Annotated in this window: 19 protein-coding genes; 10 read left to right on the plus strand and 9 right to left on the minus strand. The window is 70.9% G+C overall.

Annotated features, from left to right (window positions below):
* Positions 1 to 163 precede the first annotated feature (163 nt).
* The 5 genes from atzF to MMF94_RS34540 are packed head-to-tail and all read right to left on the minus strand — an operon-like array spanning position 164 to position 8265.
* Positions 164 to 1846, minus strand: a complete 1683-nt coding sequence (gene atzF, locus MMF94_RS34520; RefSeq protein ID WP_241041653.1) for an allophanate hydrolase — start codon at positions 1844 to 1846, stop codon at positions 164 to 166.
* Positions 1843 to 5388: an urea carboxylase gene (gene uca / locus MMF94_RS34525; protein WP_241041654.1), complete on the minus strand. Its 3546-nt coding sequence runs from the start codon at positions 5386 to 5388 to the stop codon at positions 1843 to 1845. Before uca ends, atzF begins: the two co-directional genes overlap by 4 nt.
* Positions 5385 to 5987 carry an urea amidolyase associated protein UAAP2 gene (locus MMF94_RS34530; RefSeq protein ID WP_241041655.1) on the minus strand — a complete coding sequence of 201 codons (603 nt, stop codon included), beginning with the start codon at positions 5985 to 5987 and terminating at the stop codon, positions 5385 to 5387. Before MMF94_RS34530 ends, uca begins: the two co-directional genes overlap by 4 nt.
* The gene (locus MMF94_RS34535) at positions 5984 to 6781 is read right to left on the minus strand and encodes an urea amidolyase associated protein UAAP1 (protein ID WP_241041656.1); all 798 of its coding nucleotides are present in this window, start codon (positions 6779 to 6781) and stop codon (positions 5984 to 5986) included. Before MMF94_RS34535 ends, MMF94_RS34530 begins: the two co-directional genes overlap by 4 nt.
* Complete coding sequence (locus MMF94_RS34540; protein WP_241041657.1) at positions 6778 to 8265, minus strand: amino acid permease; 1488 nt, start codon at positions 8263 to 8265, stop codon at positions 6778 to 6780. The genes MMF94_RS34535 and MMF94_RS34540 overlap by 4 nt, the downstream gene beginning before the upstream one ends.
* 140 nt (positions 8266 to 8405) lie before the next feature.
* On the opposite strand from MMF94_RS34540, the gene MMF94_RS34545 reads away from it, so the two are divergent.
* Both MMF94_RS34545 and MMF94_RS34550 read left to right on the plus strand, forming a co-directional pair.
* Positions 8406 to 9077 carry a helix-turn-helix domain-containing protein gene (locus tag MMF94_RS34545; RefSeq protein ID WP_277398881.1) on the plus strand — a complete coding sequence of 224 codons (672 nt, stop codon included), beginning with the start codon at positions 8406 to 8408 and terminating at the stop codon, positions 9075 to 9077.
* A gap of 30 nt (positions 9078 to 9107) precedes the next feature.
* On the plus strand, positions 9108 to 9467 hold the full coding sequence (locus MMF94_RS34550; protein ID WP_241041658.1) for an avidin-fold protein: 360 nt from the start codon (positions 9108 to 9110) through the stop codon (positions 9465 to 9467).
* Here MMF94_RS34550 and MMF94_RS34555 read toward each other — a convergent pair.
* Positions 9464 to 10048 (minus strand): Lrp/AsnC family transcriptional regulator, encoded by a 585-nt coding sequence (locus tag MMF94_RS34555; RefSeq protein ID WP_241041659.1) that lies wholly within the window; start codon positions 10046 to 10048, stop codon positions 9464 to 9466. The two genes, MMF94_RS34550 and MMF94_RS34555, sit on opposite strands and share 4 nt — an antisense overlap.
* A 173-nt stretch (positions 10049 to 10221) precedes the next feature.
* Here MMF94_RS34555 and MMF94_RS34560 point away from each other — a divergent pair, with 173 nt between their 5' ends.
* The 5 genes from MMF94_RS34560 (at position 10222) to MMF94_RS34580 (ending at position 15661) form a co-directional block, all read left to right on the plus strand.
* The gene (locus MMF94_RS34560) at positions 10222 to 11814 is read left to right on the plus strand and encodes an ABC transporter substrate-binding protein (protein WP_241041660.1); all 1593 of its coding nucleotides are present in this window, start codon (positions 10222 to 10224) and stop codon (positions 11812 to 11814) included.
* Positions 11795 to 12892, plus strand: coding sequence for an ABC transporter permease (locus MMF94_RS34565; RefSeq protein ID WP_241041661.1), 1098 nt, complete (start codon positions 11795 to 11797; stop codon positions 12890 to 12892). The genes MMF94_RS34560 and MMF94_RS34565 overlap by 20 nt, the downstream gene beginning before the upstream one ends.
* Positions 12889 to 13806, plus strand: coding sequence for an ABC transporter permease (locus MMF94_RS34570; protein ID WP_241041662.1), 918 nt, complete (start codon positions 12889 to 12891; stop codon positions 13804 to 13806). Before MMF94_RS34565 ends, MMF94_RS34570 begins: the two co-directional genes overlap by 4 nt.
* Before the next feature lie 64 nt (positions 13807 to 13870).
* Positions 13871 to 14686 (plus strand): ABC transporter ATP-binding protein, encoded by an 816-nt coding sequence (locus tag MMF94_RS34575; protein WP_241041663.1) that lies wholly within the window; start codon positions 13871 to 13873, stop codon positions 14684 to 14686.
* A 150-nt stretch (positions 14687 to 14836) separates the two neighbouring features.
* On the plus strand, positions 14837 to 15661 hold the full coding sequence (locus MMF94_RS34580; RefSeq protein ID WP_241041664.1) for an ATP-binding cassette domain-containing protein: 825 nt from the start codon (positions 14837 to 14839) through the stop codon (positions 15659 to 15661).
* Here the strand turns inward: MMF94_RS34580 and MMF94_RS34585 are convergent.
* The 3 genes from MMF94_RS34585 to MMF94_RS34595 form a co-directional block, all read right to left on the minus strand.
* Positions 15653 to 16963, minus strand: a complete 1311-nt coding sequence (locus MMF94_RS34585; RefSeq protein WP_241041665.1) for an MFS transporter — start codon at positions 16961 to 16963, stop codon at positions 15653 to 15655. The two genes, MMF94_RS34580 and MMF94_RS34585, sit on opposite strands and share 9 nt — an antisense overlap.
* Before the next feature lie 256 nt (positions 16964 to 17219).
* Positions 17220 to 19079, minus strand: a complete 1860-nt coding sequence (gene asnB / locus MMF94_RS34590; RefSeq protein ID WP_241041666.1) for an asparagine synthase (glutamine-hydrolyzing) — start codon at positions 19077 to 19079, stop codon at positions 17220 to 17222.
* Between the two features lie 231 nt (positions 19080 to 19310).
* The gene (locus MMF94_RS34595; protein WP_241041667.1) at positions 19311 to 21725 is read right to left on the minus strand and encodes a helix-turn-helix transcriptional regulator; all 2415 of its coding nucleotides are present in this window, start codon (positions 21723 to 21725) and stop codon (positions 19311 to 19313) included.
* A 269-nt stretch (positions 21726 to 21994) separates the two neighbouring features.
* Between MMF94_RS34595 and MMF94_RS34600 the strand changes: the two genes are divergently transcribed.
* The 3 genes from MMF94_RS34600 (at position 21995) to MMF94_RS34610 (ending at position 24053) form a co-directional block, all read left to right on the plus strand.
* A complete protein-coding gene (locus MMF94_RS34600) occupies positions 21995 to 22210 on the plus strand; it encodes a hypothetical protein (RefSeq protein ID WP_338104393.1) in 216 nt (71 codons plus the stop codon).
* On the plus strand, positions 22207 to 22986 hold the full coding sequence (locus tag MMF94_RS34605; RefSeq protein WP_277398882.1) for an amino acid ABC transporter ATP-binding protein: 780 nt from the start codon (positions 22207 to 22209) through the stop codon (positions 22984 to 22986). The genes MMF94_RS34600 and MMF94_RS34605 overlap by 4 nt, the downstream gene beginning before the upstream one ends.
* An 80-nt stretch (positions 22987 to 23066) precedes the next feature.
* Entirely contained in the window at positions 23067 to 24053 is a 987-nt protein-coding gene (locus MMF94_RS34610; RefSeq protein ID WP_241041668.1) for an ABC transporter substrate-binding protein, read from the plus strand.
* Positions 24054 to 24092 lie beyond the last annotated feature (39 nt).

A 24092-nucleotide genomic window follows, 5' to 3' on the forward strand; every position in this document is an offset into this window, starting at 1 on the left:
GGCATGAGAAGTGCCGCCGGTCATTCCGTGCATGACGGCAGCACGGAGACAGCCGGCCCTCACGCCCAGCGCTCGTCGTCCGGCGACTCATCGACGAGCCTGGTCGAAGCGTCGGACGCGCAGCGTCACGGCTCGGTGGCGCCGCCGAGCCCAGTTCGGGACATCAACCCGGGCGCAGCGCCGCCAGCCAGTCTCCCGTGGAGGTGATGTCTTCACCGGTGACGTCCGCGGCGCAGCCGAAGCCCACGTTCCATGTTCCGTCGGCCAGTTCCACGGGCCCGAGAAGCATCGGTGGCGGCAGTTCGGCGAGCAGCGTGCCGAGCCCGGCGGGGGAGATCATCCAACGCTCCCCGACGATCGCTGCGCCGTCGGGGGCGCGGACTAGTCCCGGTTTCGGCGGCACGGTGTCGAGCGCGAGCAGCCGGTACGTGGGCGCAGTGCGGACCATGCCGTCCCAGCGTGCGCCGCGGCGCTCCAGTTCGGCCGCGAGCGGCTGCCCCCTGCGGTGAGCGCCCACGACGACGAGCGGTACGGCAGCCGCGCCGGCGGTGATCGGCCAGGGCACGGCGGTCGTGACGGGCTCGGGCAGCCCGCCGGCCTGCAGCGGCGGGGGAGTCGCCGGGATCATGATCCGCCGAGCGATGTCGGCGACGACGGCGTCGGAGAACGGGCGGCCGAGCACGGTCACCCCGAACTGCGCGTCGCCCATCGTTCCCGCCGGCACGGCCACGGCGCTGAGGTCGAAGAGGTTGCAGAAGTTCGTATAGGTGCCCAGCCGCGCGTTGACGCCCACCGGGTCGGTGGCGACCTCCTCGATCGTCGGGTGCTCGGTCACGGTGGGCAGCAGCAGCCCGTCGAGGCCGACGAGGGCCGCCATCGCGACGGCTCGCAGCTCTGCGAGCCTGGCGATGTCGGTGACGTACCGCGAGGCCGGTATGCCACCGGCCGCCCCGATGATCGCGCCCACAACCGGGTCGACGTCGGGGCGGTGTGCGTCGACGAAGCCACCGACGGCGGCGTGCCGCTCGGCGACGAGGCCGCCTTCGTAGAGCAGTCGCGCTGCCTCCAGGAACGGGCCGATGTCGATCGGCACGGCGTCGATCCCGGCGGCGTCGAGCGACCCGATCACGTCATCCCATGCGGTTGGCAAGCCCGGGAGCCCTTGCGGTACCGCGACGCGCGGGACCGGCGGCGCGGCCAGCGGGGTGTCGGCGGGCCAGCTACGCGCGCCGCCGGCCATGACACCCATCGCTGCTTCGGCTGTGGGCAGATCCCTGGCGAGGACGGTCACGCAGTCCCACGACCGGCACGCCGGCACCACACCCTCGGTGGGCACGACGCCGGGTGTGGGCTTGATCCCGACGATCCCTTGCAACGCGGCCGGGACCCGTCCGGATCCGGCCGTGTCGGTACCGATCGCGATGTCGACGAGCCCGAGTGCGACCGCGACGGCGGAACCGGAGCTGGAGCCGCCGGAGATCCGGTCGGGGCGCCGGGCGTCGCGTACCGGGCCGTGCGGGCTGCGGGTGCCGACCAGCCCGGTGGCGAACTGGTCGAGGTTCGTGGTGCCGATGACCACCGCCCCTGCCGCCCGCAGCCGGGCAACCGCGGTTGCGTCGGCCGTCGCGACCGCGCCGAAGGCGGGGCAGCCCGCGGTGGTGCGCAGGCCGCGCACCGCGACGTTGTCCTTCACCGCGACGACCGTGCCGGCGAGCGGCGACCCGGGGTCGACGGCTGCGGCGTCGGCGAGCGCGTCCGCCTCGGGCCGCAGGGAGATCCAGATCTCCGGCCGGTCGACCGCCGCGATCGCGCGGTAGGCGGCCCGTACTCGTTCCCCGGGGTTCATGCCGCCTCCGCCCGCGCTTCGGTGAGCACGACCAGTGCCTCACCCGCGTCCACCTGAGAACCGGCGCGGACCAGCACCTGGTCGACCACCCCGGCGCGCGGTGCGACGACAGCGGTCTCCATCTTCATCGACTCCAGTGCGAGCAGCGCCTGCCCGGCCGCCACGTGCTGGCCGGGTTGCACATCGACGCGCCACACGTTCGCGACGAACGGGGCTTCGACAACCGTTCCGCCGGGCGGGACCGTGATCGCCGCAGCGTCCACGACCGGTGCCGATGCTACGTCGGTGCGGTCGAACTCGCCCGCAGCCGCCCAGGCCGCGCGCTCGGTCGCGAACGCCGCCGCTTGCCGTGCCCGGAATGCGGCGATCGGCTCGGCCTCGCGGGCCAGGAACGCCTCGTGCTCGGCCAGCGAGAACTCGCCGTCGGTGATCTCGACGTGCCCGCGCCCGGCGGCCATGTCCGCCCGCAGGTCCAGCAGCTCCGCTGCGCTCACCGGGTACCACTGGATCCGGTCGAAGAACCGCAGCAGCCACGGGTGCCCCGCGTCGAACGGGCGGAACCGGGACCACACCTGGGTGGTCCGGCCGACGAATTGGTAGCCGCCTGGTCCCTCCATCCCGTAGATGCACAGGTAGGCGCCGCCGATCCCGACGGCGTTCTCCGGTGTCCACGTCCGCGCCGGGTTGTACTTGGTGGTGACCAGCCGGTGTCGCGGATCGAGCGGCGTTGCGACGGGCGCGCCGAGGTAGACGTCGCCGAGGCCGAGCACCAGGTAGGAGGCGTCGAACACGGTCCTGTGGACGTCGTCGACCGATTCCAGGCCGTTGACCCGCCGGATGAACTCGATGTTCCACGGGCACCACGGCGCGTCGGCACGCACGCCTGCCATGTAGCGGTGAGTCGCCTCCCGGGTGGCCGGGTCGTCCCAGGACAGCGGCAGTCGCACCGTCCGGCTCGGGACCACCAGCGCCGACGTCGGCGGCAGGTCGGCCTCGATCTCCACCAGCGCATCCAGCAGCTTCGGCGCCGGCAGCACGTCGGGGTCGACGTGGACCTGCAGCGACCGGATCCCGGGCGTCAGGTCGACCACGCCGGGCAGGTCCAGCTCGGTGAGCCGCTCGTGCAGGGCGTGGACGCGGGCGCGCAGACCGAGGTCGAGCACCATCTCGCCGTACTCGACGAGCACGTTGTCGTCGCCGGAGCGGCGGTAGGTGACACCGTCTCCGCGCCGCAGCACGCCGTCGTCGCCGTCGCCGCCCGTGCGGGCCGGGCGGCGCGGCGGGAGCGCTGCTCGCGACGGTGCGTCGACGGCCCGGACCGGTACGAACCGGAGCGTGTCGCCCGGTCGCAGCTGGCCGAGCTTCCAGCGCTCCGCGGCCACCACCGTGACCGGGCAGACGAAACCGCCGAGGCTGGGTCCGTCGGGGCCGAGCAGGATCGGGGTGTCCCCGGTGAAGTCCAGCGCCCCGACCGAGTACGCCGTGTCGTGGATGTTGGACGGGTGCAGCCCGGCCTCGCCGCCGTCCGGTCGAGCCCAGGCCGGTCGCGGCCCGACCAGCCGCACGCCGGTGCGCGCCGAGTTGAAGTGCACCTCGTACGCGGTGGCGTGCAGCTGGTCGATGTCGGCGCGGGTGAAGAACTCCGGAGCACCGTGCGGGCCCTCGGTGACCGCCAGTTCCCATTCGCGGCTCATCGCCGGGCGGTGCTCCACCGGCCCGACGGGTGTCGAGGCCGCCCCCGTGCGCAGCACGTCGCCGGTGCGCAGGGCCCGTCCGGCGTGACCGCCGAAGCGGCCGAGGGTGAACGTCGACGCGCTGCCGAGGTACGCGGGCACGTCCAGCCCGCCTGCGACCAGCACGTAGGTGCGCAGTCCGGGCCCTTCGGCGGTGCCGACGTCGAGCTGCCCACCGGCCGGGACGAGCACCGGCGTCCAGCACGGCACGTCGGCATCGTTCACCGTCACGCGCACCGGGGCGCCGGTCACGCACACGTACGTCGGGTGCGTGAACCGCAGGGCGGGCCCGCTCACCGTGGCCTCCAGGCCTGGCGCACCCTCCGGGTTGCCGAGTGCGACGTTGCCCAGCCGGAACGACAGGTCGTCCATCGGTCCGCTCGGCGGCACGCCCACCTGCCACAACCCGATGCGGCCTGGCCAGTCCTGCACGGTCGTGAGCATTCCGGGCCGCTCCACGGTGATCCGCGGCTCGGCGTCGCCGATCCCGTCGAGGGTGTCGGTGTGGTGGCGGGCGGCGTGCACCTCCGGCTCGACGACGGCCGCGCGCAGCAGGCCGAGGTTGGTCTCGATGCCGTCGATGCGGGTGTCTGCGAGCGCCGTGGCGAGCCGGGTGAACGCGCCGGCACGGTCCGGTGCCGTGGCGATGATCTTGGCCAGCATCGGGTCGTAGGCCGTCGATACCTCGCTGCCCGTCTCCGCCCACGCGTCGACGCGTACGCCTCCCGGGTACCGGACGTTCGTCAGCGTGCCGGCGCTGGGCTGGTACTCGCGCGCCGGGTCCTCGGCGTAGACACGGGCTTCCACCGCAGATCCACGAACGGGGACGGCGTCGGGCACGCCGGCCAGCACGTCCCGTTCGCCCATCGCCAGCCGCAGCATCCACGCGACCAGGTCGACGCCGGTGACGGCCTCCGTCACCGGGTGCTCCACCTGCAGCCGCGCGTTGACCTCGAGGAACGAGGCCGCGCCGCCCTCTGCGTCGTAGACGAACTCGACCGTGCCGGCGCTGCGGTAGCCGACCGCCGCGCACAGCGCGCGGGAGCTGCGGTGAAGCTCCGCGCGCATCTCGTCGGGCAGCCCCGGCGCGGGTGCCTCCTCCACGACCTTCTGGTGGCGGCGCTGGAGCGAGCAGTCGCGGTCGCCCAGGCTGACGACCCGGCCGGTGCCGTCTCCGAACACCTGCACCTCGACGTGGCGCGCGCGCTCCACGTACCGCTCGGCGAACACGCCGGCGGTGGCGAAGCTCGACGCGGCCAGCCGAGCGACTCGCTCGTAGCCCGCGGCCAGCTCGGCGGGTGTGCGGCAGACGGTCATGCCGATGCCACCACCCCCGCCGGTCGCCTTGAGCATCACCGGGAAGCCGATGTCGGACGCGGCAGAGCGAGCGGCAGCCAGATCGGGCAGGAGGTCCGACCCGGCGATCATGGGAACGCCCGCGGCCCGCGCCGCCGCCCGGGCGGTGTGCTTGGTGCCGAACACACGTAGCTGCTCGGGTGTCGGGCCGGCGAACACCAGCCCGGCCGCCTCGACAGCGGTGGCGAACGCGGCGTCCTCGGACAGGAAGCCGTACCCGGGGTGGATCACGCCTGCCCCGGTCGACGCGGCCGCGTCGAGGATCGCGTCCGCGCGCAGGTACGACTCCCGGGCAGGCGCCGGTCCGATCCGCACCGCCATGTCGGCCAGGCGGACGTGCGGGGCGCCACGGTCGGCATCGGAGAACACCGCCACGGTGCCCATGCCCAGCTCCCGGGCCGAGCGGAGGATCCGGCAGGCGATCTCCCCACGGTTGGCGACCAGGACGATCATCGGGTCACCACCATCGACACCGGCGTCGGGTCGAAGCCGTTGCAGGGGTTGTTCACCTGCGGGCAGTTCGACACCAGCACGAGCGTGTCGATCTCCGCGCGCAGTGACACCCGCTTCCCCGGCCCGGACAGCCCGTCGACGATGCCCAGCGCGCCGTCCGGATCGACCGGCACGTTCATGAACCAGTTGATGTTGCTGACCAGGTCGCGCTTGCCCAGCCCCCACCGCGCGCCCTCGATCAGGAAGTTCTCGACGCAGGCGTGCTGCTGGCGGGTGTGCTCGCCGTAGCGCAGGGTGTTGGACTCCTGCGAGCAGGCGCCGCCGAGCGTGTCGTGCACGCCCACCTCGTCGGCCACCACGGTCATCAGCGCCGCGCCGGTGTCCGCGCGCAGCACCGAGCCGGTGGTGAGCACGATCGAACGCTGCCGCCGGATCGTCTCGGCAGCGGAGTAGCGCACGGCCGTGTCGGCTGCGGAGTAGAGCAGGCAGTCGACGGCCTGGTTGCCGTGGAGGTCGACGATCGTGAGCACATCGCCTGCGGCCACCACGGCCGACCACGGTGCGCGAGCGGCCACCGTCTCCTCGAGCACGACCGTCATCGGGGATTCCTCGCCATCACGTCGTGTTCGGTGTTCTCCAGTGCCCGCCGGTGCTCGGGCCCGAGCTCGCCGGTGGCCAGCGCGGCCAGGTCGTCGGGCGCGTACCAGGCGTGGACGTCGACCGTGCTGCCGGTGAACTCGGCGCGCGGGTCCAGGGGGTGCGCGGTGTTGGCGAGCGTGACGACCAGGTCCATCTGCAGCAGCAGGTCGACGGCGGTGCCCGGCCCGGCGCTACCGGTGAACGTGAGCGCGCCGCCCGGCTCGACCCGCACGCCCTGGAAGAAGGAGATCGACGGCGGCACGTCCCGTGGTCCGAGTCCGTGCTTGAGCACGCCGAGCAGCAGCAGTTCGCGGCCTGCCGGCGATGCCGACTGCGCGGCGCCCGCCCCGTAGCGCTCGGTGTTGCCGGCGCGCGTCGTGGTCCCGGTGAGCGCGTCGTGGTGGCCGGAGCTGTCGGCGACGATCGTGGCCATGAGCCGGCCGGCGTCGCTGAGCAGCGGGTGCCCGGCGCCGAGGTAGACCTGCCACGGCACCTTCACCGTGTCGGCCACGTTGAGCCGCTCGTGCAGCGCGCCGGTGCGGTGCAGCAGCATCGACACGCAGGCGCCGCCTGCGGTGTCGGTGAGGCGCAGCCGGGTGCCGCGGGCCAGCGCCATCGTCGTGTAGCGGCCGAACGCTACGGTTTCCGACCAGGTCAGCCCGCTGGGCGGGGGCACGTGCCGCATGGTCGGCACCGTCCGTCCGTGCTGGGCGCGGGCGTGGGACCGGGCGCCCGCCGTCGTCGCGGTGGTCATGCCGACGCCTTCCGCGACCGCCGCGCGAGCAGGCCCAGCAGCAGGACACCGATGACGACGGCGGGTGCGGAGAACGTCAGCCACGGGTGTTCCCCGGTCGGGTCGTAGACCTCCGAACGCGGCCACGACAGGTTGACGACCATCGCGGCGCCGTAGAGCACCGCGACGATGTTGATCGGCACTCCCCAGCGGCCCAGCGAGAACAGCCCGGGTTCGTTCGCCGTGAACCGGCCGCGCAGGCGGGCGATCAGCGTCGGCACCGACACCAGCAGGTACGCCAGGTAGATCATCACGATGCAGACGCTGCTCAGCGTCGTGAACAGCGCCGCGTTGCCGATGTTGATCGCGAGCAGCCCGACCGCCAGCGCCCCGATCACCACTGAAGGCCACACCGGCGTACCGCGGCGCGGGTCCACGTGCGCCAGGTGCGTCGCCGCGGGGAGCTGCCCGTCGCGGGCCATCGAGAACACCAGCCGGGAGCCCGCGGTCTGGATGGCGAGCGTGCAGACGACGATCGCGATCGCGACGTCGATCAGCAGCACCTTGCCCCAGAACGTGCCGAGCACCGCCGTCATGACGTACGGGAGCCCCTCGGTGGCCAGCCGGCCGTCGGTGAGGCTCGGCGCGGCCATCAACGCCGTGAGCAGCATCAACGCGCCGCCGATACCCGAGACGAGCAGCGCCGACAGGATCGTGCGGGGGGCCGTCCGGCGCGGGTCGAGGGTCTCCTCCGACAGCTCTCCCGCCGAGTTGAACCCGACCATCACGTACGCCGCCATCAGCGCCGACACCAGGAACGCCCCGGTCGCGCCGAGATCGGAGGCGGTGAGCACCGAGGTGTCGGTGACGACCTCGGGTCCGCGACGGGCAGCTGTCGCCAGCGCCAGTACGACCGCGATGACGCCGACGATCTCGCAGGTCACGCCGATCGAGTTGATCCTCGACATGATGCCGACCCCGATCGAGTTGATCACCGTGGTGGCGGTGAGCAGCAGCGCGCCGAGCACCACCGCGTTGGTCGCACCGGTCACGGACGTCAGCGCGGGGTCACCGCCGACCAGCTGGAAGCCGTCCCACAGCTGGGGGAGCACCACCTGCAGCGCGATCGCCGCCGCCGCGGCCGTCACGACCTGCGCAAGCGCCATGTACCAGCCGGCGAACCAGCCGACGGTCTCCCCGCCGACGCGCCGCGACCACTGGTAGACCGCGCCCGAGAGCGGCAGCTGCGCCGCGAGCTCGGCGAACACCAGCGCCACGAGCAGCTGCCCGCCCAGCACGAGCGGCCACGTCCAGAAGAACGCCGGACCGCCGAACGAGTAGCCGAAGGCGAACAGCTGGAAGATCGTCGTGAGGATGGAGACGAAGGAGAAGCCCGCCGCGAAGGATGCGTACCGGCCGAGCTTGCGGTGGAGGGTGGGCCGGTAGCCCAGCCCGCTGAGATCGTCGTCGTCGGTAAGGGTGGTCTGAGGGAGCGTCGCCGTCATCGGAACCCCTGTCGGAGTCGAATACCTGTTGGACGACAGTTTTCGACGTGATCCAGCCGCTTCCGATGACCGACGGGTTACGTCGTCGTTGCCGGATAACTGTCATGTGACAGGGAGATGACGCGTGGCAGGATCGGCGCGTGACCTCCGGACCCGGCCGTCCCCGGCACACCGGGCCGTTGCGGCCGGGCAGCACCGGGCGCGAGCAGATCCTCGACGCCGCGGCCGAGCTGTTCACGGTGCAGGGCTTCGCCTACACGTCCACGCGCGCCATCGCCGAGGCCGTCGGCATCCGGCAGGCGTCGCTGTACCACCACTTCGCGACGAAGGACGACATCCTCGACGCGCTGCTGTCGAGCACCGTGATCCCCGTGCTGCCCGTGGCCGACGCGCTGCTGCGTTACGAGGTCACGACACCCGAACAGGCCGCGGCCCGGCTCTTCGCACTGGCGCTGCACGACGGCGGGCAGCTCGCCGCCGCGCCGTGGAACGTCGGCGTCCTGTACCTGGCACCGGAGCTGCGCCGCCCCCGGTTCCTACCGTTCCAGGCCGCCCGCGAGCGGCTGCGCCACTGCTACGTCACGGCGGCCGAGGCGCTCACGGGAGGCCCGTCTCCGGCGGGTGACCTGGCCTTCCGGCTCGTCGAGTCGATCGTCAACCTGCGCGCCGACGGCCTCGCCGTCCCCGAATCGCCCCGGCAGGTCGCCGCCGCAGGCGTTCGCATCGCGGGATGGTCGGGCGCGATGGAGCCCGTCGAGGAGGCGGCGGACCGGCTGCTGGCAGCGGAGGTCCCCGACTTGTCGCAGCGATGAGGAACACGACAGATGGTCCATGATCCTCATATGGCCATCAGTCACTCCGCCTCCCACATCGACCTGGACGGGCTGCGCTTCGCCATGGTGTCGTCGACGGCGAGCGAGGTCGATCCGTCCTCGCCCACGGTCTTCGACTACCACGAGCGCGACGGCATGGTGTGGGGAGAGTACGAAGGCGACACGGTGCGTATCGGCCGCTTCGTCGGCACGCGTGTGGAGCGGCGCATCTCGATCAGCTTCACGCACGTCGTCGATGCCACGGGTGAGGTGGTGGGCGGTGCGGCGGAGAGCCGGATCGAATCGCACGACGAGGGCCTGCGACTGGTGGAGGACTTCCGCACGGCCGATGGCGATCAGGTCAGCGTCTGCGCCCAAATCCGGTCCTAGTCGAGCCCCGCGTGGTCCTCGCCCGCCCGGATGAACCGCGTCATGCCTACCTGCTGTGTCGGGGGCGGAGAGGTCGGGACGTCTTGTGGCAGCAGATAGGGCCGCCGGACCACCTCGTCCATCACGAGCACCGACTCCACCGCGCGGATCTCGGGCAGCACCGACAGCACGTCGGTGACGAAATGGTGCACCTCGGCCACGTCCCGGGCGCGGATGAGCAGCATCGCATCGTGCTGGCCGGTGGTGACGGCGCAGTACTCGACCTGGCTCATCTCCGTCACCCGGCGCCGGAACGAGGCCCACGTCTGCGGGCTCACCGTGACGAAGACGAGGGTGCAGATCCCGAACCCGACCTTGCGCGGGTCGACCCTGGCGCTGAAGCCGCTGATCACGCCGGAGGTGACCAGGTTCTCGACGCGTGTGTAGGCCGTGGCGCGGGAGACCCCTACCTGATCGGCGAGCGCCGACATCGAGATCCGGCCGTCGCTCCGCAGTCCGGCGAGGATCCGCTGGTCGACCTCGTCCAGCGGGGCAGCGGATCGTCCAGTTGACGGGGTGGCGGCATCCTTGCCTCTGGACATTCTTGCCCTCTCTGGCCGCATCTGATCACGTTCATCCGACGTGATCGATCGTTACTGGACGAGCTGTGACCAGTGCAGCATGATGCTGCCGAATCGTCTAGTTGACGCTGTCTGCGGGCGCAATCCGTCGAGCCGCGACAAGCGTGTGCGCGGAGGTACACATGATCGGTCCGATGTCCGTCCGCGGCCGCGGCCGCTCGATGGCGCTGGCTGCAGTCGCCGCGCTCGTGGCCGTGACCGTTGCCGCCTGCGGGTCCGGATCGTCCGACGCCAGCGGCGATGCGGGCGGTGGCACGCTCGTCGTCGACGCGAGCTTCGACCTCAAGACGATCGACCCGGGCCGCGAGTACGAACTGACCGGCCAGATGCTCACCAAGGGCATGTACGAGACGCTGCTGACCTTCGCGAACAACGACCTGACCAAGCCGGTCGGCGAACTCGCGACGTCCTATGAGCTCTCGCCGGACGCGACGACGCTGACCCTGCCGCTGGCGCAGGGGCGCGTCTTCTCCGACGGCACCCCGATCACCGCCGACGACGTGGTGTTCTCCCTGCAGCGCCTCATCGGCTTGAAGGGCAACCCGTCGTTCCTGCTCGACGGCGTCACCGTGGCCAAGAAGGACGCCACCACGGTGGTGCTCACCAGCGCGAAGCCGAACCCGGCCCTGCCGTTCATCCTGCCCAACCCGGCGCTGTCGATCGTCAACTCGAAGGTCGTCACGGCGCACGGCGGCACCACCGACGACAAGGACGCCGCCGAGGGGTATCTCAACGGCGCATCCGCGGGATCCGGCCCGTACGTCCTCAAGTCGCTCGACGTGGCCAGTCAGGCCGTGCTGACCCGGAACACTGCGTACAACGGCCCGGACAAGCCCGCTTACGGCACCGTCGTGATCCGCAACGTCAAGGCGGCCACCCAGGCGCTCAACGTCCAGAAGGGCGACTCCCAGGTCGCGCTCGACCTCTCCGGCGACCAGGTGAAGGGCCTCGACACGAGCAAGGTCACCATCACCAGCGGCGCGTCCGCATACACGATCTTCCTGCTGCTCAACCAGAGCGCCGAGGTGTCGCCCGCCACCAGCAACCCCCAGTACGTCTCGGCGGTGAAGAAGGCCATCGACTACGCCGGGTTGCTGGGCGTGGCCGGCACGGGCTCCGTGCAGCCCGCGGGCGTCATCCCGTCGATGATCGCGGGCACGCTGCCCGCCGCCGACGCCCTCAAGCAGGACGTGGAGGGGGCCAAGGCCGATCTCGCCGCGAGCGGGATGGCGGGCCAGAAGCCCAAGCTCGCCTACCCGAGCGACCTCACGCTGGGCGGCCTGAGCTTCCAGACACTCGCCGAGAGGCTGCAGTCCCAGCTCGCCGCCGCAGGCATCGCGGTCGACCTGGCGCCCGCCCCCGTGGCCACCGAGCTGGACAACTATCGCAACGGCAAGGAGCAGATGGGGCTCTGGTACTGGGGCCCGGACTTCCCGGACCCTTCCAACTACCTCGCCTTCGCTCCCGGCGGCCTGATCGGCAAGCGTGCGAACTGGCTCGCCGCGGCGGCGCCGGACATCGACACGGTGGCCACCACAGCGGGGACCACGGTCGACACCGCGCAGCGCGATGCTGTCTACCAGCAGTTCCAGGAGAGCCTCAACGCCTCCGGCCCGTTCATCCCGCTCGTGCAGCCGCCGTCCAACATCGTCACGGCGGCGTCGGTGACGGGTGCGGCGTACAACCCGATCTGGACGGTCGATCTCGGTGCCATCGGAGCCAAGTAGCCCGGCCGAGGGCACGGGCGCGGGCACAAGCACGGCCACGAATACGAACCGGGCCGGGCACCCGCTGGTCCGGTACGTGCTGCGCCGCATCGCGGTGTCGGCGCTGCTCGTCGTCGGCGTCACGCTGGTGACGTTCGTGCTGACGAACCTCGTGCCCGGCGACACCGTCGCGGCCAACCTGGGGCAGCAGGCGGCGGAGGACCCGACGATCGTGGCGGCCTACCGCGCGCACTACGGGCTCGACAGGCCGCTGCCGGAGCAGTACGTGACCTACCTCGGGAACCTGGTGCGCGGCGACCTCGGGGAGTCGCAGCAGACCCACCGGTCGGTCGTGGCGGACCTGTCGGCCGCGGTGCCCGCCACGTTGGAGATCGCGATCGGCGCGATCGTGCTGTCGATCCTGATCGGTGTCGGACTCGGGGTGGTGGCCGCGGTACGGCGCGGGCACCTGACCGACAGCGCGCTGCGGCTGGTGTCGTTGGTGGGCATCTCCGTGCCGACGTTCTGGCTGGCGATGGTGGCGTTCTACGTCTTCTCCTACCAGCTCGACATCGCTCCCGGATCGGGCCGGCTCTCCCCGGCCACCACCGCGCCGCCGGACGTGACCGGCCTGTACACAGTGGACTCGCTTCTCGCCGGGCAGTGGGTGACGTTCGGCGACGCCGTTGCGCACCTGATGCTGCCCACCCTGGTGCTGACGCTCTACACAGTGGGGCTGCTCACCCGGTTCACCCGCTCGGCCGTGCTGGAGGTGCTCGACCAGGACTACGTCCGCTCGGCCCGGGCGAAGGGTCTGCCGGGACGCGCGGTGCTCGGTCGCTACGTCCTGCGCGCGGCGCTGGTGCCGATCCTGACGGTGGTCGGCCTGGCGTTCGGCGCTCTACTGTCGGGCACGGTGCTGGTGGAACAGATCTTCTCGTGGCCGGGTATGGGCTCCTACGCCTACCAGGCGGCGTCACACCTCGACCTGCCGGGAGTGATGGGTGTGGGGCTGGTCGTCGGCGTGATCTACGTCGTGATCAACCTGGTCGTCGACCTGCTCTACGGCGTGATCGATCCCCGGGTGCGGGTCACATGAGCTCGTCGTCGGACGCGGCCGCGATCGGCACGGAACCGCTGCGCTCGAGCGGCCTGCTGGCGCGGTTCACCAAGCGGATACCCCAGGCCTGGCGCACCCCGCTGGGGATCACCGGCGCGGCGGTGGCGGTGCTGTGGATCCTCGTCGCCGTCCTCGGGCCCGCCCTGTGGCCCTACGGCCCCCTGGCCCAGGACTTCCTTCGCCTGGAGGCGCCCAGCGGCGCGCACTGGTTCGGCACCGACGAGCTGGGCCGCGACGTGTTCACCCGCGTGCTGGCAGGCGCCCAGGTGACCGTCCCACTCGCGCTGCTGCTCGTCGGGCTGTCGGTGGTCATCGGCGGCATCCTCGGACTGGCCGCGGGCTTCTTCGGGCGCTGGGTCGATGAGACCGTGATGCGGCTGACCGACCTGGTGATGGCGTTCCCCATCGTCATCCTCGCCATGGTGGTGGCCGCGGCGCTCGGAGCGAGCCTGGTCAACGCGGTGCTGGCCGCCCTGGTCGTGTCATGGCCCGCGTACGCCCGCGTGACGCGGGGGCTCGTGGTGGGTGTCCGGACCGCCGACTACGTGCTGGCCGACCGGCTGCTCGGCTTCTCCGCCCTGCGGTCGCTGCGCACCGACATCGTCCCGATGGTGGTGGGGCCGGTGCTGATCCTCGCGACCCTGGACATCGGCACCGCGACACTGCTGCTCTCGGGCCTGTCGTTCCTCGGTCTCGGGGCGAAGCCGCCCACCGCCGAGTGGGGTTCCATGGTCTCCACCGCGGTCCAGAACTTCGACTCGTGGTGGCTCGGCGTGTTCCCCGGCCTGGCCATCCTCACCGTCGTGATGGCGTTCAACTTCCTCGGCGACGCGCTACGCGACGCCCTGGACCCGCGCACCGCGGGCGTCCTCGGAAAGGCCGAGACTCGATGACGGCGGCGACTCGATGACGGCGGCGACTCGATGACGGCGGCGACTCGATGACGGCGGCGACTCGATGACGGTGCTGGACATCGCCCGTCTCACGCTCTCCATCGGCGGCAACGAGATCTTGCGCGGCGTGGACCTGCGCCTGGAGGCGGGCCGGATCCAGGGGCTGGCCGGGGAGTCCGGGTCGGGCAAGACGATGACGGGGCTCGCGGTCATGGGACTGCTTCCCTCCGGGGCGCGGGCCACGGGGCGCATCACCTACGGCGACCAGGAACTCCTCGGGCTTCCCCCGGGCCGGCGCAACGCCCTGCGTGGCAACGAGATCGCCATGGTGTTCCAGGACCCGTCCACGAGCCTGCATCCGATGCTCAGCATCGGCGCGCAGACCACCGACCACCTGCGCCACCACCTCCGGCTCGGCCGGGCAGCCGCGCGCGAACGGGCTGTCGAGCTGCTTTCCCGGGTGCGCATCCCCGATCCGGCGGGTGCGCTGCGCCGCTACCCCCACCAGTTCTCCGGCGGGCAGCGTCAGCGGATCGCGATCGCCATCGCACTGGCCTGCTCGCCCAAGGTCCTCATCGCCGACGAGCCCACCACCGCGCTCGACGTCACCGTGCAGGCCGGGGTGCTGCACCTGCTGCGCGACCTGGCGTCGGAGATGGGCCTGGCCGTGCTGCTCGTGACGCACGACCTGGGCGTCATGAGCGCGGTGGCCGACCGGGTCGCGGTGATGCGGCACGGCGAGGTCGTGGAGGACGGCGAACGCCATCAGGTGTTCACCGCCCCCGCACACCCCTACACCGCGTCGCTGCTGGCGAGCCTGCCCGGCGCCGCAGGCGGCGTGCAGAGCCTCGACGACGTGCGCGCGCTGGAGGCGATGTGAGCGAGCTTGCGAGCGAACCATTAGGCACAGCAGCTCCGCGAGCGTGGCCGTCGAGCGTCGGCGAGGGGGTGATGTGAGCGAGCTTGCGAGCGAACCATTAGGCACAGCAGCTCCGCGAGCGTGGCCGACGAGCCTCAGCGAGGAGGCGACGTGAGCAGGCTGCTCGACGTGACGGGGCTGCGCGTGACCTACCGCGGCCGCCCGCCGGTGCGGGCCGTCGACGGCGTCGATCTCGCGGTGGAGGCCGGCCAGGTCGTGGGCCTGGTGGGGGAGTCGGGGTGCGGCAAGTCCACCATCGCCCGTGCCGTCTGCGGTCTGGTGAAGCCGGCGGGGGGCACCGTGACCTTCGACGGCATGCCCGTCGCACCGCTCGGGCTGCGCCGCCGCCCGCCCGCGCTCACCCGCGTCCAGATGGTGTTCCAGGACCCGTACGCCTCGCTGCACCCCCGGCGCGCGATCGGGGTGCAGATCGGCGACGGGGTGCGCGCAGCCGTCGCCCGAGGTGCCGCGCCCTCCGAGCCCGCGGAGTGGCTGCGGCGGGTCGGGCTGGACCCCGACGCCGCCCGGCGCTACCCCCACGAGTTCTCCGGCGGCCAACGCCAGCGCATCGCGATCGCCCGTGCCCTGGCGGCGCGGCCGGACCTGCTCATCGGCGACGAGCCGATCTCGGCGCTCGACGCGTCGACGCAGGCGGTCGTGGCGGCGCTGATGCGCGACCTCGCGGTGGACAGCGGAGCCGGACTGCTGTTCATCTCCCACGACCTGTCGGTGGTACGGCTGATCGCCGACCGGCTCGTGGTCATGTACCGGGGGCGGGTCGTCGAGTCGGGCCCTGCCCAGGAGATCTGGAGCGACCCGCAACACCCGTACACCCAAGCGCTGCTGGCGGCGGTTCCGGTGCCCGACGGCTCCGGACGGATGCCCGCACCGCCCGTCGACGATGCGAGGTACCCGCAGGAGGCGGTCCTACGCTGATCGTTCGGGTCGTAGCAGCAGGACGGTCACCACAGCCAGCAGCATGAACCCGGCCACCACGAACATGCCCGCCCGGAAGCTGCCGGTGAGGTCCTGCAGCCATCCGGTGAGATACGGCGCGACGAAGCCGCTGAGATTGCCGAACGAGTTGATCAGGGCGATCCCGGCCGCCGCGCCGACACCGGTGAGGAACTGGCTCGGGAGCTGCCAGATCACAGGGGTCACCGCGAAGACCCCCGCTGCGCAGAGTGTCATCGCGGCCATGACGAGGTAGGGCGAGCCGAGGTAGAGCGCCACCGCGACGCTCAGCGCCCCGATCGACGCCGGCACCGCGATGTGCAGTCGCCGTTCGCCGGTGCGGTCGGAGTGGCGGGCGTTCAGCACCATGACCACCGACGCGACGAGGTACGGCACGGCGGTGATCAGCCCGATCTCGACGAGGGAGAACCGGACGCCGAACCGCGCCTGCAGCCCCGACACCACCTGGGGGAGGAAGAACGCGAGCACGTACAGCCCGAACGCGGCGCCGAAGTAGATGACCGACAGCGCGATGACCCGCGGGTCGCCCACGCCGGCGCGCAGCCCGGTCTGCTGCGGCACCCGGGCGCCGTCCTCCTGCGCGATCCGCTGTTCCAGGGCGTGCTGCTGTGTTGCGGTGAGCCAGCGCGCGCGGCTCGGCCGTTCCGGCAGCAGCAGGAGGACCAGCACGCCCACGAGCAGCGCCGGGATGCCCTCGACGAAGAACATGAACCGCCATCCGGCGCCGAAGCCGAGCGCTCCGTCGCCGTTCTGGATGAGCAGTGTGGAGATCGGCGCGCCGAGCACCGACGACAGCGGCACGGCCAGGAAGAACAGCGCCGTGACCTTCGCCCGCCGCGCCCGCGGGAACCAGTAGGTCAGATACAGGATGACGCCCGGGAGGAAGCCGGCCTCGGCGACGCCGAGCAGGAAGCGCACGATGTAGAAGCTGATCTCGCCCTGCACGAACGCCGTGGCGGACGCGATCAGCCCCCACGTGATCATGATCCGCGCGATCCAGATGCGGGCGCCGACGCGGTGCAGGATGACGTTGCTCGGCACCTCGAAGAAGAAATACCCCACGAAGAACAGCCCGGCCCCGAACCCGTACGCCGCCGAGGACAACCCCAGATCGGTGTTCATCGTCAGTGCCGCGAACCCGACGTTCACGCGGTCCACGTAGTTCAGCAGATAACACAGGCCCAGCAACGGCAGCAGCCGCCACATGGCCGTACGCACCGCCGTCTCGACCGCCCGGTCCGTCGTCACGTCCGCCGCAGTCATGGCTCTCTTTCTCTCGAACTGGTGAAGGACAACCCAGCAGTCTGTGCTGCGCTGCCGGCTATTGTGGTGCGGTTGTGTGATGTGCATCAGGGTTTCAGACATTGACCGGTGAAACCTGCCGGGGCCTGTCGCGTGCAGTCCAGCAATTACGCGGCGGGTGCGATGACAATGGCGCGTGACGGCGGCCATGCCCGGGAAAGCGCGGTATCCACGTCAGAATAGAGCTTCTCCCGGGCCGGCGGCAGGATTCTCGCGCTCAGCCGGAGATGCTCACGCCGTAGTCGGTCAGGAAGGCTTCGAGCGTGAGGATCTGCTCCAGCGCCCACCGGCCGCCGAGCACTCCGCCGTTGTTGGCCTCGGGCGTGTCGAGAGCCGCTTCGGCCGCGTCGGTGTCCAGCAGCGGTGCCAGTGCCGCGTCGTGGTTGTGCAGCAGTGCGATGAACTCGGCGTGCAGCATCTGGTCGTAGTGGGGGTCCTGCGTGTTCGGGTAGGGGCTCTTGACTCGCTGTACGACCGATTGGGGCAGTACGTCGGCGGTGGCGGCGCGTAGCAGGCTCTTCTCGCGGCCGTCGAAGGTCTTGTGTGACCAGGGTGTGCCGAAGACGTACTCGACGAGCCGGTGGTCACAGAAGGGCACTCGTACTTCGAGTCCGACGGCCATGCTCATCCGGTCCTTGCGGTCGAGCAGGTTGGGCAGGAAGCGGGTCAGGAACAGGTGGCAGATCTCCCGCATCCGTCGCTCGTGTGGATCGGCCGCGGCTGAGCCGGTCAGTTCGGGCACCTCGGCCAGCGCGGTGCGGTACAGGTCGTCGAGGTAGCCGCTGAGGTCGAGCTTGCTGACCAGCCCCGGGTCGAGCAGCCGTTCGGTCATCTCGATGCGCGGGCCGCGCAGCCAGGGGAAGGTGCCGGCGTACACGGACGCGGGGTCGTGGAACCAGCGGTAGCCGCCGAAGACCTCGTCGGCCGACTCTCCGGACAGGCCCACCGTCGAGCGCGCCCGGATCGCCCGGAACAACAGATAGAGCGAGCTGTAGACCTCTCCGAAGCATATAGGCAGGTCACAGGCGTGGCGGACGGCCTTGCGTACGCCCGGATCCATGAGCTCGCTGGTGGACAGGGTGATGTTGGTGTTCTCGGTGCCGACGAACGTCGCCACCTCCTGCACGTACGGGCCATCGGGCGTCGCACGCATCGCATCGGGTGTGAAGTTGTCGGTGTAGCCGACGAAGTCCACCGCGAAGGAGCGGATGCGTTCGGTGCTGAACCGGGCGGCCAGTGCGGTCAGGGCGGAGGAGTCCAGCCCGCCCGACAGGAGCGTGCACAGCGGAACGTCGGAGATCAGTTGGCGCTGGATGGTGTCGTCGAGTAGTTCGCGTACGTGTCGCACGGTGGTGGGCACGTCGTCGGTGTGTCCGGTGTCGGCGAGTTGCCAGTAGCGCAGTTGCTGGATGCCGTTGGGGCTCACGCGTACGACATGGCCGGGTGGTACTTCGCGCATTCCGCGGAACACGGCGTTGTGTGGATCGGCGACGAACCCGAGTGTGCGTCGGAGCCCGTTGAGGTCCACCACGCGCTCTGCGGTGGTGTTGGCCAGGATCGCTTTGGGTTCGGAGCCGAACAGCACGCCGTGTTCGGTGGGGTAGTAGTAGAGCGGTTTGATCCCCAGCCGGTCGCGGACCAGGAGCAGCTCCTGCGTGGTGGTGTCCCAGAGTGCGTAGGCGAACATGCCGTTCAGCTCGCGTACTGCGTCCCGCGGGTCGCGCCGGCCCCACGTGCGATGGGCCTGCAGTATTACTTCGGTGTCGCTGTTGGTCTGGAAGTGCCGGCCCGTGGCTGCCAGGCGTTCGCGCAGTTCGCGGTAGTTGTAGGCCTCGCCGCTGTAGACCAGCGTCAGCGTGGTGCGCCCGTCCTCGGTCAGTGTCATCGGCTGACGGCCGCCCTGGATGTCGATGACCGCCAGTCGTCGATGCCCCAACCCGACCGGACCGTCCACCCAGATGCCCTCGTCGTCCGGGCCGCGGCAGGCCATCGTCGCGGTCATCCCGGCCAGCTCTCGACGAGCGTCCGGTTCGCCCAGATCACGATCGAAGGACACCCATCCACATATTCCACACATGCTCGACAACCCCGATCGCAAACGTACGAATTGATCGACGTGCAGGTGTGGTCGGTGCGCCTCACTCCGCTGCGTCTCAGTCGTAGGAAAAATGGTGTCTCGCCGCACCTCATGAGCGCATCGCATGGATGGACGTCGTGAAAGCGTCCGCGCCCCATCGGCATGTGAGGCCCAAGGCCGGCCGCGATGTCTGACGGCAGCGCCGGACGTCCGATCCTCCGCAGCGCGGCGTCAGAGCACGCTCGCGTCCGAGCGGCCCGGTGAGCCGGCCCGATTCGCTCCGTCCTGCTCCGCGACCACCCGGGCGAGCTCGACACGCGACCGGATTCGCAGCTTGGTGAACGCGTGCCGCAGATGTGAGCTCACCGTGTGCGGCGACAGGAAGAGTTCGTCGGCCGCCTCGCGGTTGGTCGCCCCCGCCGCGACCAACCGGACGACCTTGAGCTCGGACGACGTCAGCCCCAACCAGCCCTGCCGTGGCGGACTGGTGCGACGGCGACGAACTCCGAGGTCGCCGAGCGACTTACGGGTGCGGGCGGCGTCACGCTCCGCGCCGGCCGCGGAATAGGCGGACAGGGCACGTTCCAGGTACTCGACGGCGTCGGCAGGCTGCGTGGACGCGACCATGCGCGCGGCGTCGGCGTACGCGTCCGCCTGCGGCAGGACGTAGGGAGTGCCCTCGTAGAGCGCCAGTGCGTCGCGCATGCCCGGGACGTCACCCTCGAGGAGAGCGCGGGAGTGCCGCACGGCTGCGGCAAGGTACGGGAAGTCCGGGTCGTCCGCAGCGTGCTGCGTCATGCGGCCCACCACCGACTCGGCCGCCTCCGGGCGGCCGGCGGCCACGGCGAGCCGAGCGAACGCCACGACGTCGTCGTGCTGGCGCGCGCTCACGAGTTGTGGCCGGTCGCTCCCGAACGGTGCGAAGGCCTCCGCCGCGAGCTCGACCGCCGGCCAGCCGGCCGAATCTGCCGAGCCGGCATCGGTGACCAGGGCGGAGAGCCAGCGCCCGTGCTGGCGCAGGAGCCCCGATTTCTCCAAGGCCATCGTGCGGGCCTCACGCGCAGCCCTCGAGAGCAGGAGCCGATCACCGGTGCGCAGGCCGATGCGTCCGAGCAGGTAGTGGGCTATCGCGGTGACGTACCCGCCGGGCCCCAGGTCGTCGGTCATCTCGAGGACCGCCTCGGCCTCGGCTTGGGCCTCGTCGAGCCTGCCGGCTGCCCAGAGGTATCGGGCGCGGCACATCATCCAGACCCGCACGTTGATGGCGGGTCCTTCGCACCGTGACTCGCGGAGCCCCGCATCCGACAGCTCGATCGCCTCGTCGATCCGCGCGAGACACATCAGGAGCAGCGAACGCCAGCAGTCCGGCACCCACACGCCCCGCGCGGAGCGCTGGAACGGCCGAAGCGCGACGGCCTCCTCGCTGAGCCGCAACGCGTCCACCCACCGCCCGTGCACCAGAGCGTCGCCCGTAGCGGCGGTCAGAGCAGCGACTCGGCTGTCGGGGTCGCGGAAACGTGCGGACTCGTGCAATGCCCGCTCGGCCGGAGCGCTGCCTCCCCGCGGATCCCCGCTCATGGCGTACCCGTGTGACTGCAGCGCCGAGAGCTCGATGCGTAGTGCGGTCGGGAGATCCGGCTGTGTGAGCGCGCGCTGGGTCTGCTCGACGACGTCGGGGCCCGAGTACTGCATCGACAGCCACGCGAGGCCGAGGCGTGCGCGTGCTTCGTCGACCGGCTCGACGACACCGTTCAGCACCGTGTCGGCGAGGTGTCGCGCCTCCTGTACCGCTCCGGCCGCCACGAAGAGCGACATCGCGGAGACGATTCTCGCGGGTCGTTCCGGTCTGCCGTAAGGCGTGAGCGTCAGCGCTCGGTCCGCCAGTCGAGCGGCGTCGGCCGGAGCGGCGTGCGCGAGCTCTGCCGACGCCCGGGCCAGCAGGTCGGCGGACGCGAGGTCGCCGGTGCGGGCGATCATGAAGACCAACGCCGCCACCTCGGCCGGAGGCGCCCCGTGCGCGAGCATCGCGTTGACGGCTCGGCGTCGCAGCGCGTGGCCGAGCGTGGTCGGGAGACTCGCGCCGACGGCCTCCCGGATGAGATCGTGCCGGAACCGGAGCTCCGAACCGGCTTCGACCAGCAGCTCTGCCTGCAACGCCTCACGGAGCGGCGCAACGAGCTCGGGGACGGGGGTCTGCAGAAGTTCGGCGAGCTGTTCGACGGAGAAGCCGTGGCCCAGCACCGATGCCATCTCCACGAGGTCCCGCGCGGGATCGCTCAGGCGATCGAGCTGCCCGGTGATCGAGTCGCGAAACCGCTGGGGCAGCTCCGAGCTTTTCAGGCTGAGCACGCCGTTGTCACAGCTCATAAGGCCTTCGTCCCGCAGCCCTCTCAGGAGCTCCACCAGGAGAAACGGCTGGCCGTGGGCACGTCGGACGACGTCCAGGACGTCCTCCCCTGGCGTGGCGGCCAGCATGTCCTGTGTGACCTCGACGACCGCCGCGTCGTCGAGTGCGCTGAGCACCAGCTGTTCGGCGCCCGCCCCGCAGAGCCGGTCGACGGTGCGGCGGCTCATGGGCGAGGTGTCGGTGTGCCGCGCGGTGAACACCCACAGGACGGCGTGGGCGGCGAGCCGGGGCGGAAGCACACCGACCGCGTGTGGTCGACTGGCTCGACACAGCGACTTCCCAGATGGAACGACATGCCCCGAAACCGCGGATTCCGAGATCGAGATGATCCGGCGCAATCCGACCATTCCGGATCCTGATGGACCTATCAGCCGCTCGGGAGCAATGGGGCGCATTGCCAGCTGCCGTGCGTGTAACGCGGTATCCGAATTGCCGAATACGCTCTTGCCGACGGTGATCAAGAAGATGGCCCTCCTGTCTCGCTGAGTGCCGATCCCGAGCAGCTCAGGTGATCTACACGCGTAACGGGCGGGTCATTCCGCTGCTGCTCGTGGCGGCGATCTGGTACCTGGTGCTCACCACGGTGATGTCGATCGGTCAGTTCTACATCGAGCGGTACTACGCCCGGGGGGCGCTGCGAACCGTGCCACCTACGCCCGTCCAGCGGTTCCGGGCGGCGGCGCGCACCGGGATCGCCCTCCTGCGCAAGCGGGTGGCGGCATGACGGCCCCGGCTGCTCCTCCGATGGTCGACCTACGTGGCGTGCACAAGAGCTTCGGCACGCTCGATGTGCTGCGCGGCGTCGACCTGACCGTGCGCGCGGGCGAGGTGACGGTCCTGCTCGGGCCGTCCGGGTCGGGCAAGTCGACCCTGTTGCGGGCGATCAACCACCTGGAGAAGGTCGATCGCGGGTTCGTGCGCGTCGACGGGGAGCTGATGGGCTACCGGCGGGTGGGCAACCGGCTGCACGAGCTCTCCGAGCGCCACATCCTGCGCCAGCGCACGCACATCGGGTTCGTTTTCCAGGGCTTCAACCTGTTCGGTCACCTCACCGTGCTGGAGAACGTCGTGGAGGCCCCGATCTCCGCGCAGGGCCGGCCCCGGGCCGAGGTGGCAGAAGAGGCCGAGGAGCTGCTGGGCCGGGTCGGGCTGCGGGACAAGGCGGGGGAGTACCCGCGACGGTTGTCGGGGGGACAGCAGCAGCGGGTCGCGATCGCCCGCGCTCTCGCGCTGGGCCCGAAGCTGGTGCTCTTCGACGAGCCGACGTCCGCGCTCGACCCCGAGCTCGTCGGCGAGGTCCTCGACGTCATGCGTGACCTCGCGCGCAGCGGAACCACCATGATCGTCGTCACCCACGAGATCGGCTTCGCCAGGGAGGCCGCCGACACCGTCGTCTTCCTCGACGGCGGCCGGATCGTCGAGCAGGGGCCGCCGTCGCAGGTGCTCGACGCCCCGCGCGAGGAGCGCACCCGCGCCTTCCTGAGCAAGGTCCTGCACTGATCAGACTTCCGGCCGCGGATCACCGGCCGGGTCGCGCCATCACGCCGGCGTCCGCCGCGTGGGTATCTGGAGGAAACACCGTGTCGAGGTCCCTGAGACGGCTACGGCTGGCCGCCGTTCTGCTCGCATTCCCGGTGCTGGCCGCCGCGGCCTGTGCGGGCCCCGACCCGGACCAGGGGGCCGCTCCGGCGCCGGCATCCGCGTCGGGCGCCAAGGTCAACACGAGCCCCGAGCAGAACCGGGTGCGTGCGGAGAAGGTGGAGGCGATCGCCGCGCAGGTGCCGCAGTCGATCCGTGACCGCGGAACGCTCGTGGTCGGCACCACCGGCAGCGGGAACCCGCCCCTGTCGTTCCGCGCCGACGACGACACCACGGTGATCGGCGTCGAACCCGACATCGCGCAGCTCGTGGCGGACGTGTTGGGGCTCCGGCTCGAGCTGCAGCCCACGTCGTGGGAGAACCTGTTCCTCGCGGTCGAGTCGGGGCAGTACGACGCCGGCTTCTCGAACATCACCGTGACCGAGGAACGCAAGGACAAGTACGACTTCGCGACGTACCGGGTCGACACGATCGCCCTCGAGGGTCGAACAGGTGGCAAGGTGCAGAAGATCGAGAAGCCTTCGGACGTCGCCGGGCTGACCATCGGGGTGGGGCCCGGCACCAACCAGGAGCAGATCCTGGTGCGCTGGGACGAGCAGAACCGCGCGGCGGGCCTGCCGCCGGTGAACATCCAGTACTACCAGAACCAGGGCGACTTCTACCTCGCGTTGGAGTCCGGGCGGCTCGACCTCTACCTGGGGCCGAACCCCACCGCGTCCTACCACGTCGCCACCGGCGGTAAGACGACGATCGTCGGCACCATCAACGGCGGTGGCGACGTGCAGGCCGACATCGCGGCGATGACGAAGAAGAACAACCAACTGGTCGGTGCGCTGAGCGCCGCCCTGAACGAGGTGATCACGGACGGGAGGTACAAGGAGGTCCTCGATCGCTGGAACCTCGACGCCGAAGCGGTCTCGACGTCCCAGATCAACCCTCCGGGCCTGCCACGCCGGCCTGCCGGCTGACGAGGTCGACGGCAGCCGCGGCCCGTTCCGGACGGCCGA

The organism is Pseudonocardia alaniniphila, assembly GCF_022524485.1.
Classification (GTDB): domain Bacteria; phylum Actinomycetota; class Actinomycetes; order Mycobacteriales; family Pseudonocardiaceae; genus Pseudonocardia; species Pseudonocardia alaniniphila.

Excerpts from the sequence above, each read along its gene's own strand:
- atzF (WP_241041653.1), bottom strand. The coding sequence starts at position 1,846 with ATGAACCCCGGGGAACGAGTACGGGCCGCCTACCGCGCGATCGCGGCG.
- uca (WP_241041654.1), bottom strand. The coding sequence starts at position 5,388 with ATGATCGTCCTGGTCGCCAACCGTGGGGAGATCGCCTGCCGGATCCTC.
- MMF94_RS34530 (WP_241041655.1), bottom strand. The coding sequence starts at position 5,987 with ATGACGGTCGTGCTCGAGGAGACGGTGGCCGCTCGCGCACCGTGGTCG.
- MMF94_RS34535 (WP_241041656.1), bottom strand. The coding sequence starts at position 6,781 with ATGACCACCGCGACGACGGCGGGCGCCCGGTCCCACGCCCGCGCCCAG.
- MMF94_RS34540 (WP_241041657.1), bottom strand. The coding sequence starts at position 8,265 with ATGACGGCGACGCTCCCTCAGACCACCCTTACCGACGACGACGATCTC.
- MMF94_RS34550 (WP_241041658.1), top strand. The coding sequence starts at position 9,108 with ATGGCCATCAGTCACTCCGCCTCCCACATCGACCTGGACGGGCTGCGC.
- MMF94_RS34555 (WP_241041659.1), bottom strand. The coding sequence starts at position 10,048 with ATGTCCAGAGGCAAGGATGCCGCCACCCCGTCAACTGGACGATCCGCT.
- MMF94_RS34560 (WP_241041660.1), top strand. The coding sequence starts at position 10,222 with ATGTCCGTCCGCGGCCGCGGCCGCTCGATGGCGCTGGCTGCAGTCGCC.
- MMF94_RS34570 (WP_241041662.1), top strand. The coding sequence starts at position 12,889 with ATGAGCTCGTCGTCGGACGCGGCCGCGATCGGCACGGAACCGCTGCGC.
- MMF94_RS34575 (WP_241041663.1), top strand. The coding sequence starts at position 13,871 with ATGACGGTGCTGGACATCGCCCGTCTCACGCTCTCCATCGGCGGCAAC.
- MMF94_RS34585 (WP_241041665.1), bottom strand. The coding sequence starts at position 16,963 with ATGACTGCGGCGGACGTGACGACGGACCGGGCGGTCGAGACGGCGGTG.
- asnB (WP_241041666.1), bottom strand. The coding sequence starts at position 19,079 with ATGTGTGGAATATGTGGATGGGTGTCCTTCGATCGTGATCTGGGCGAA.
- MMF94_RS34605 (WP_277398882.1), top strand. The coding sequence starts at position 22,207 with ATGACGGCCCCGGCTGCTCCTCCGATGGTCGACCTACGTGGCGTGCAC.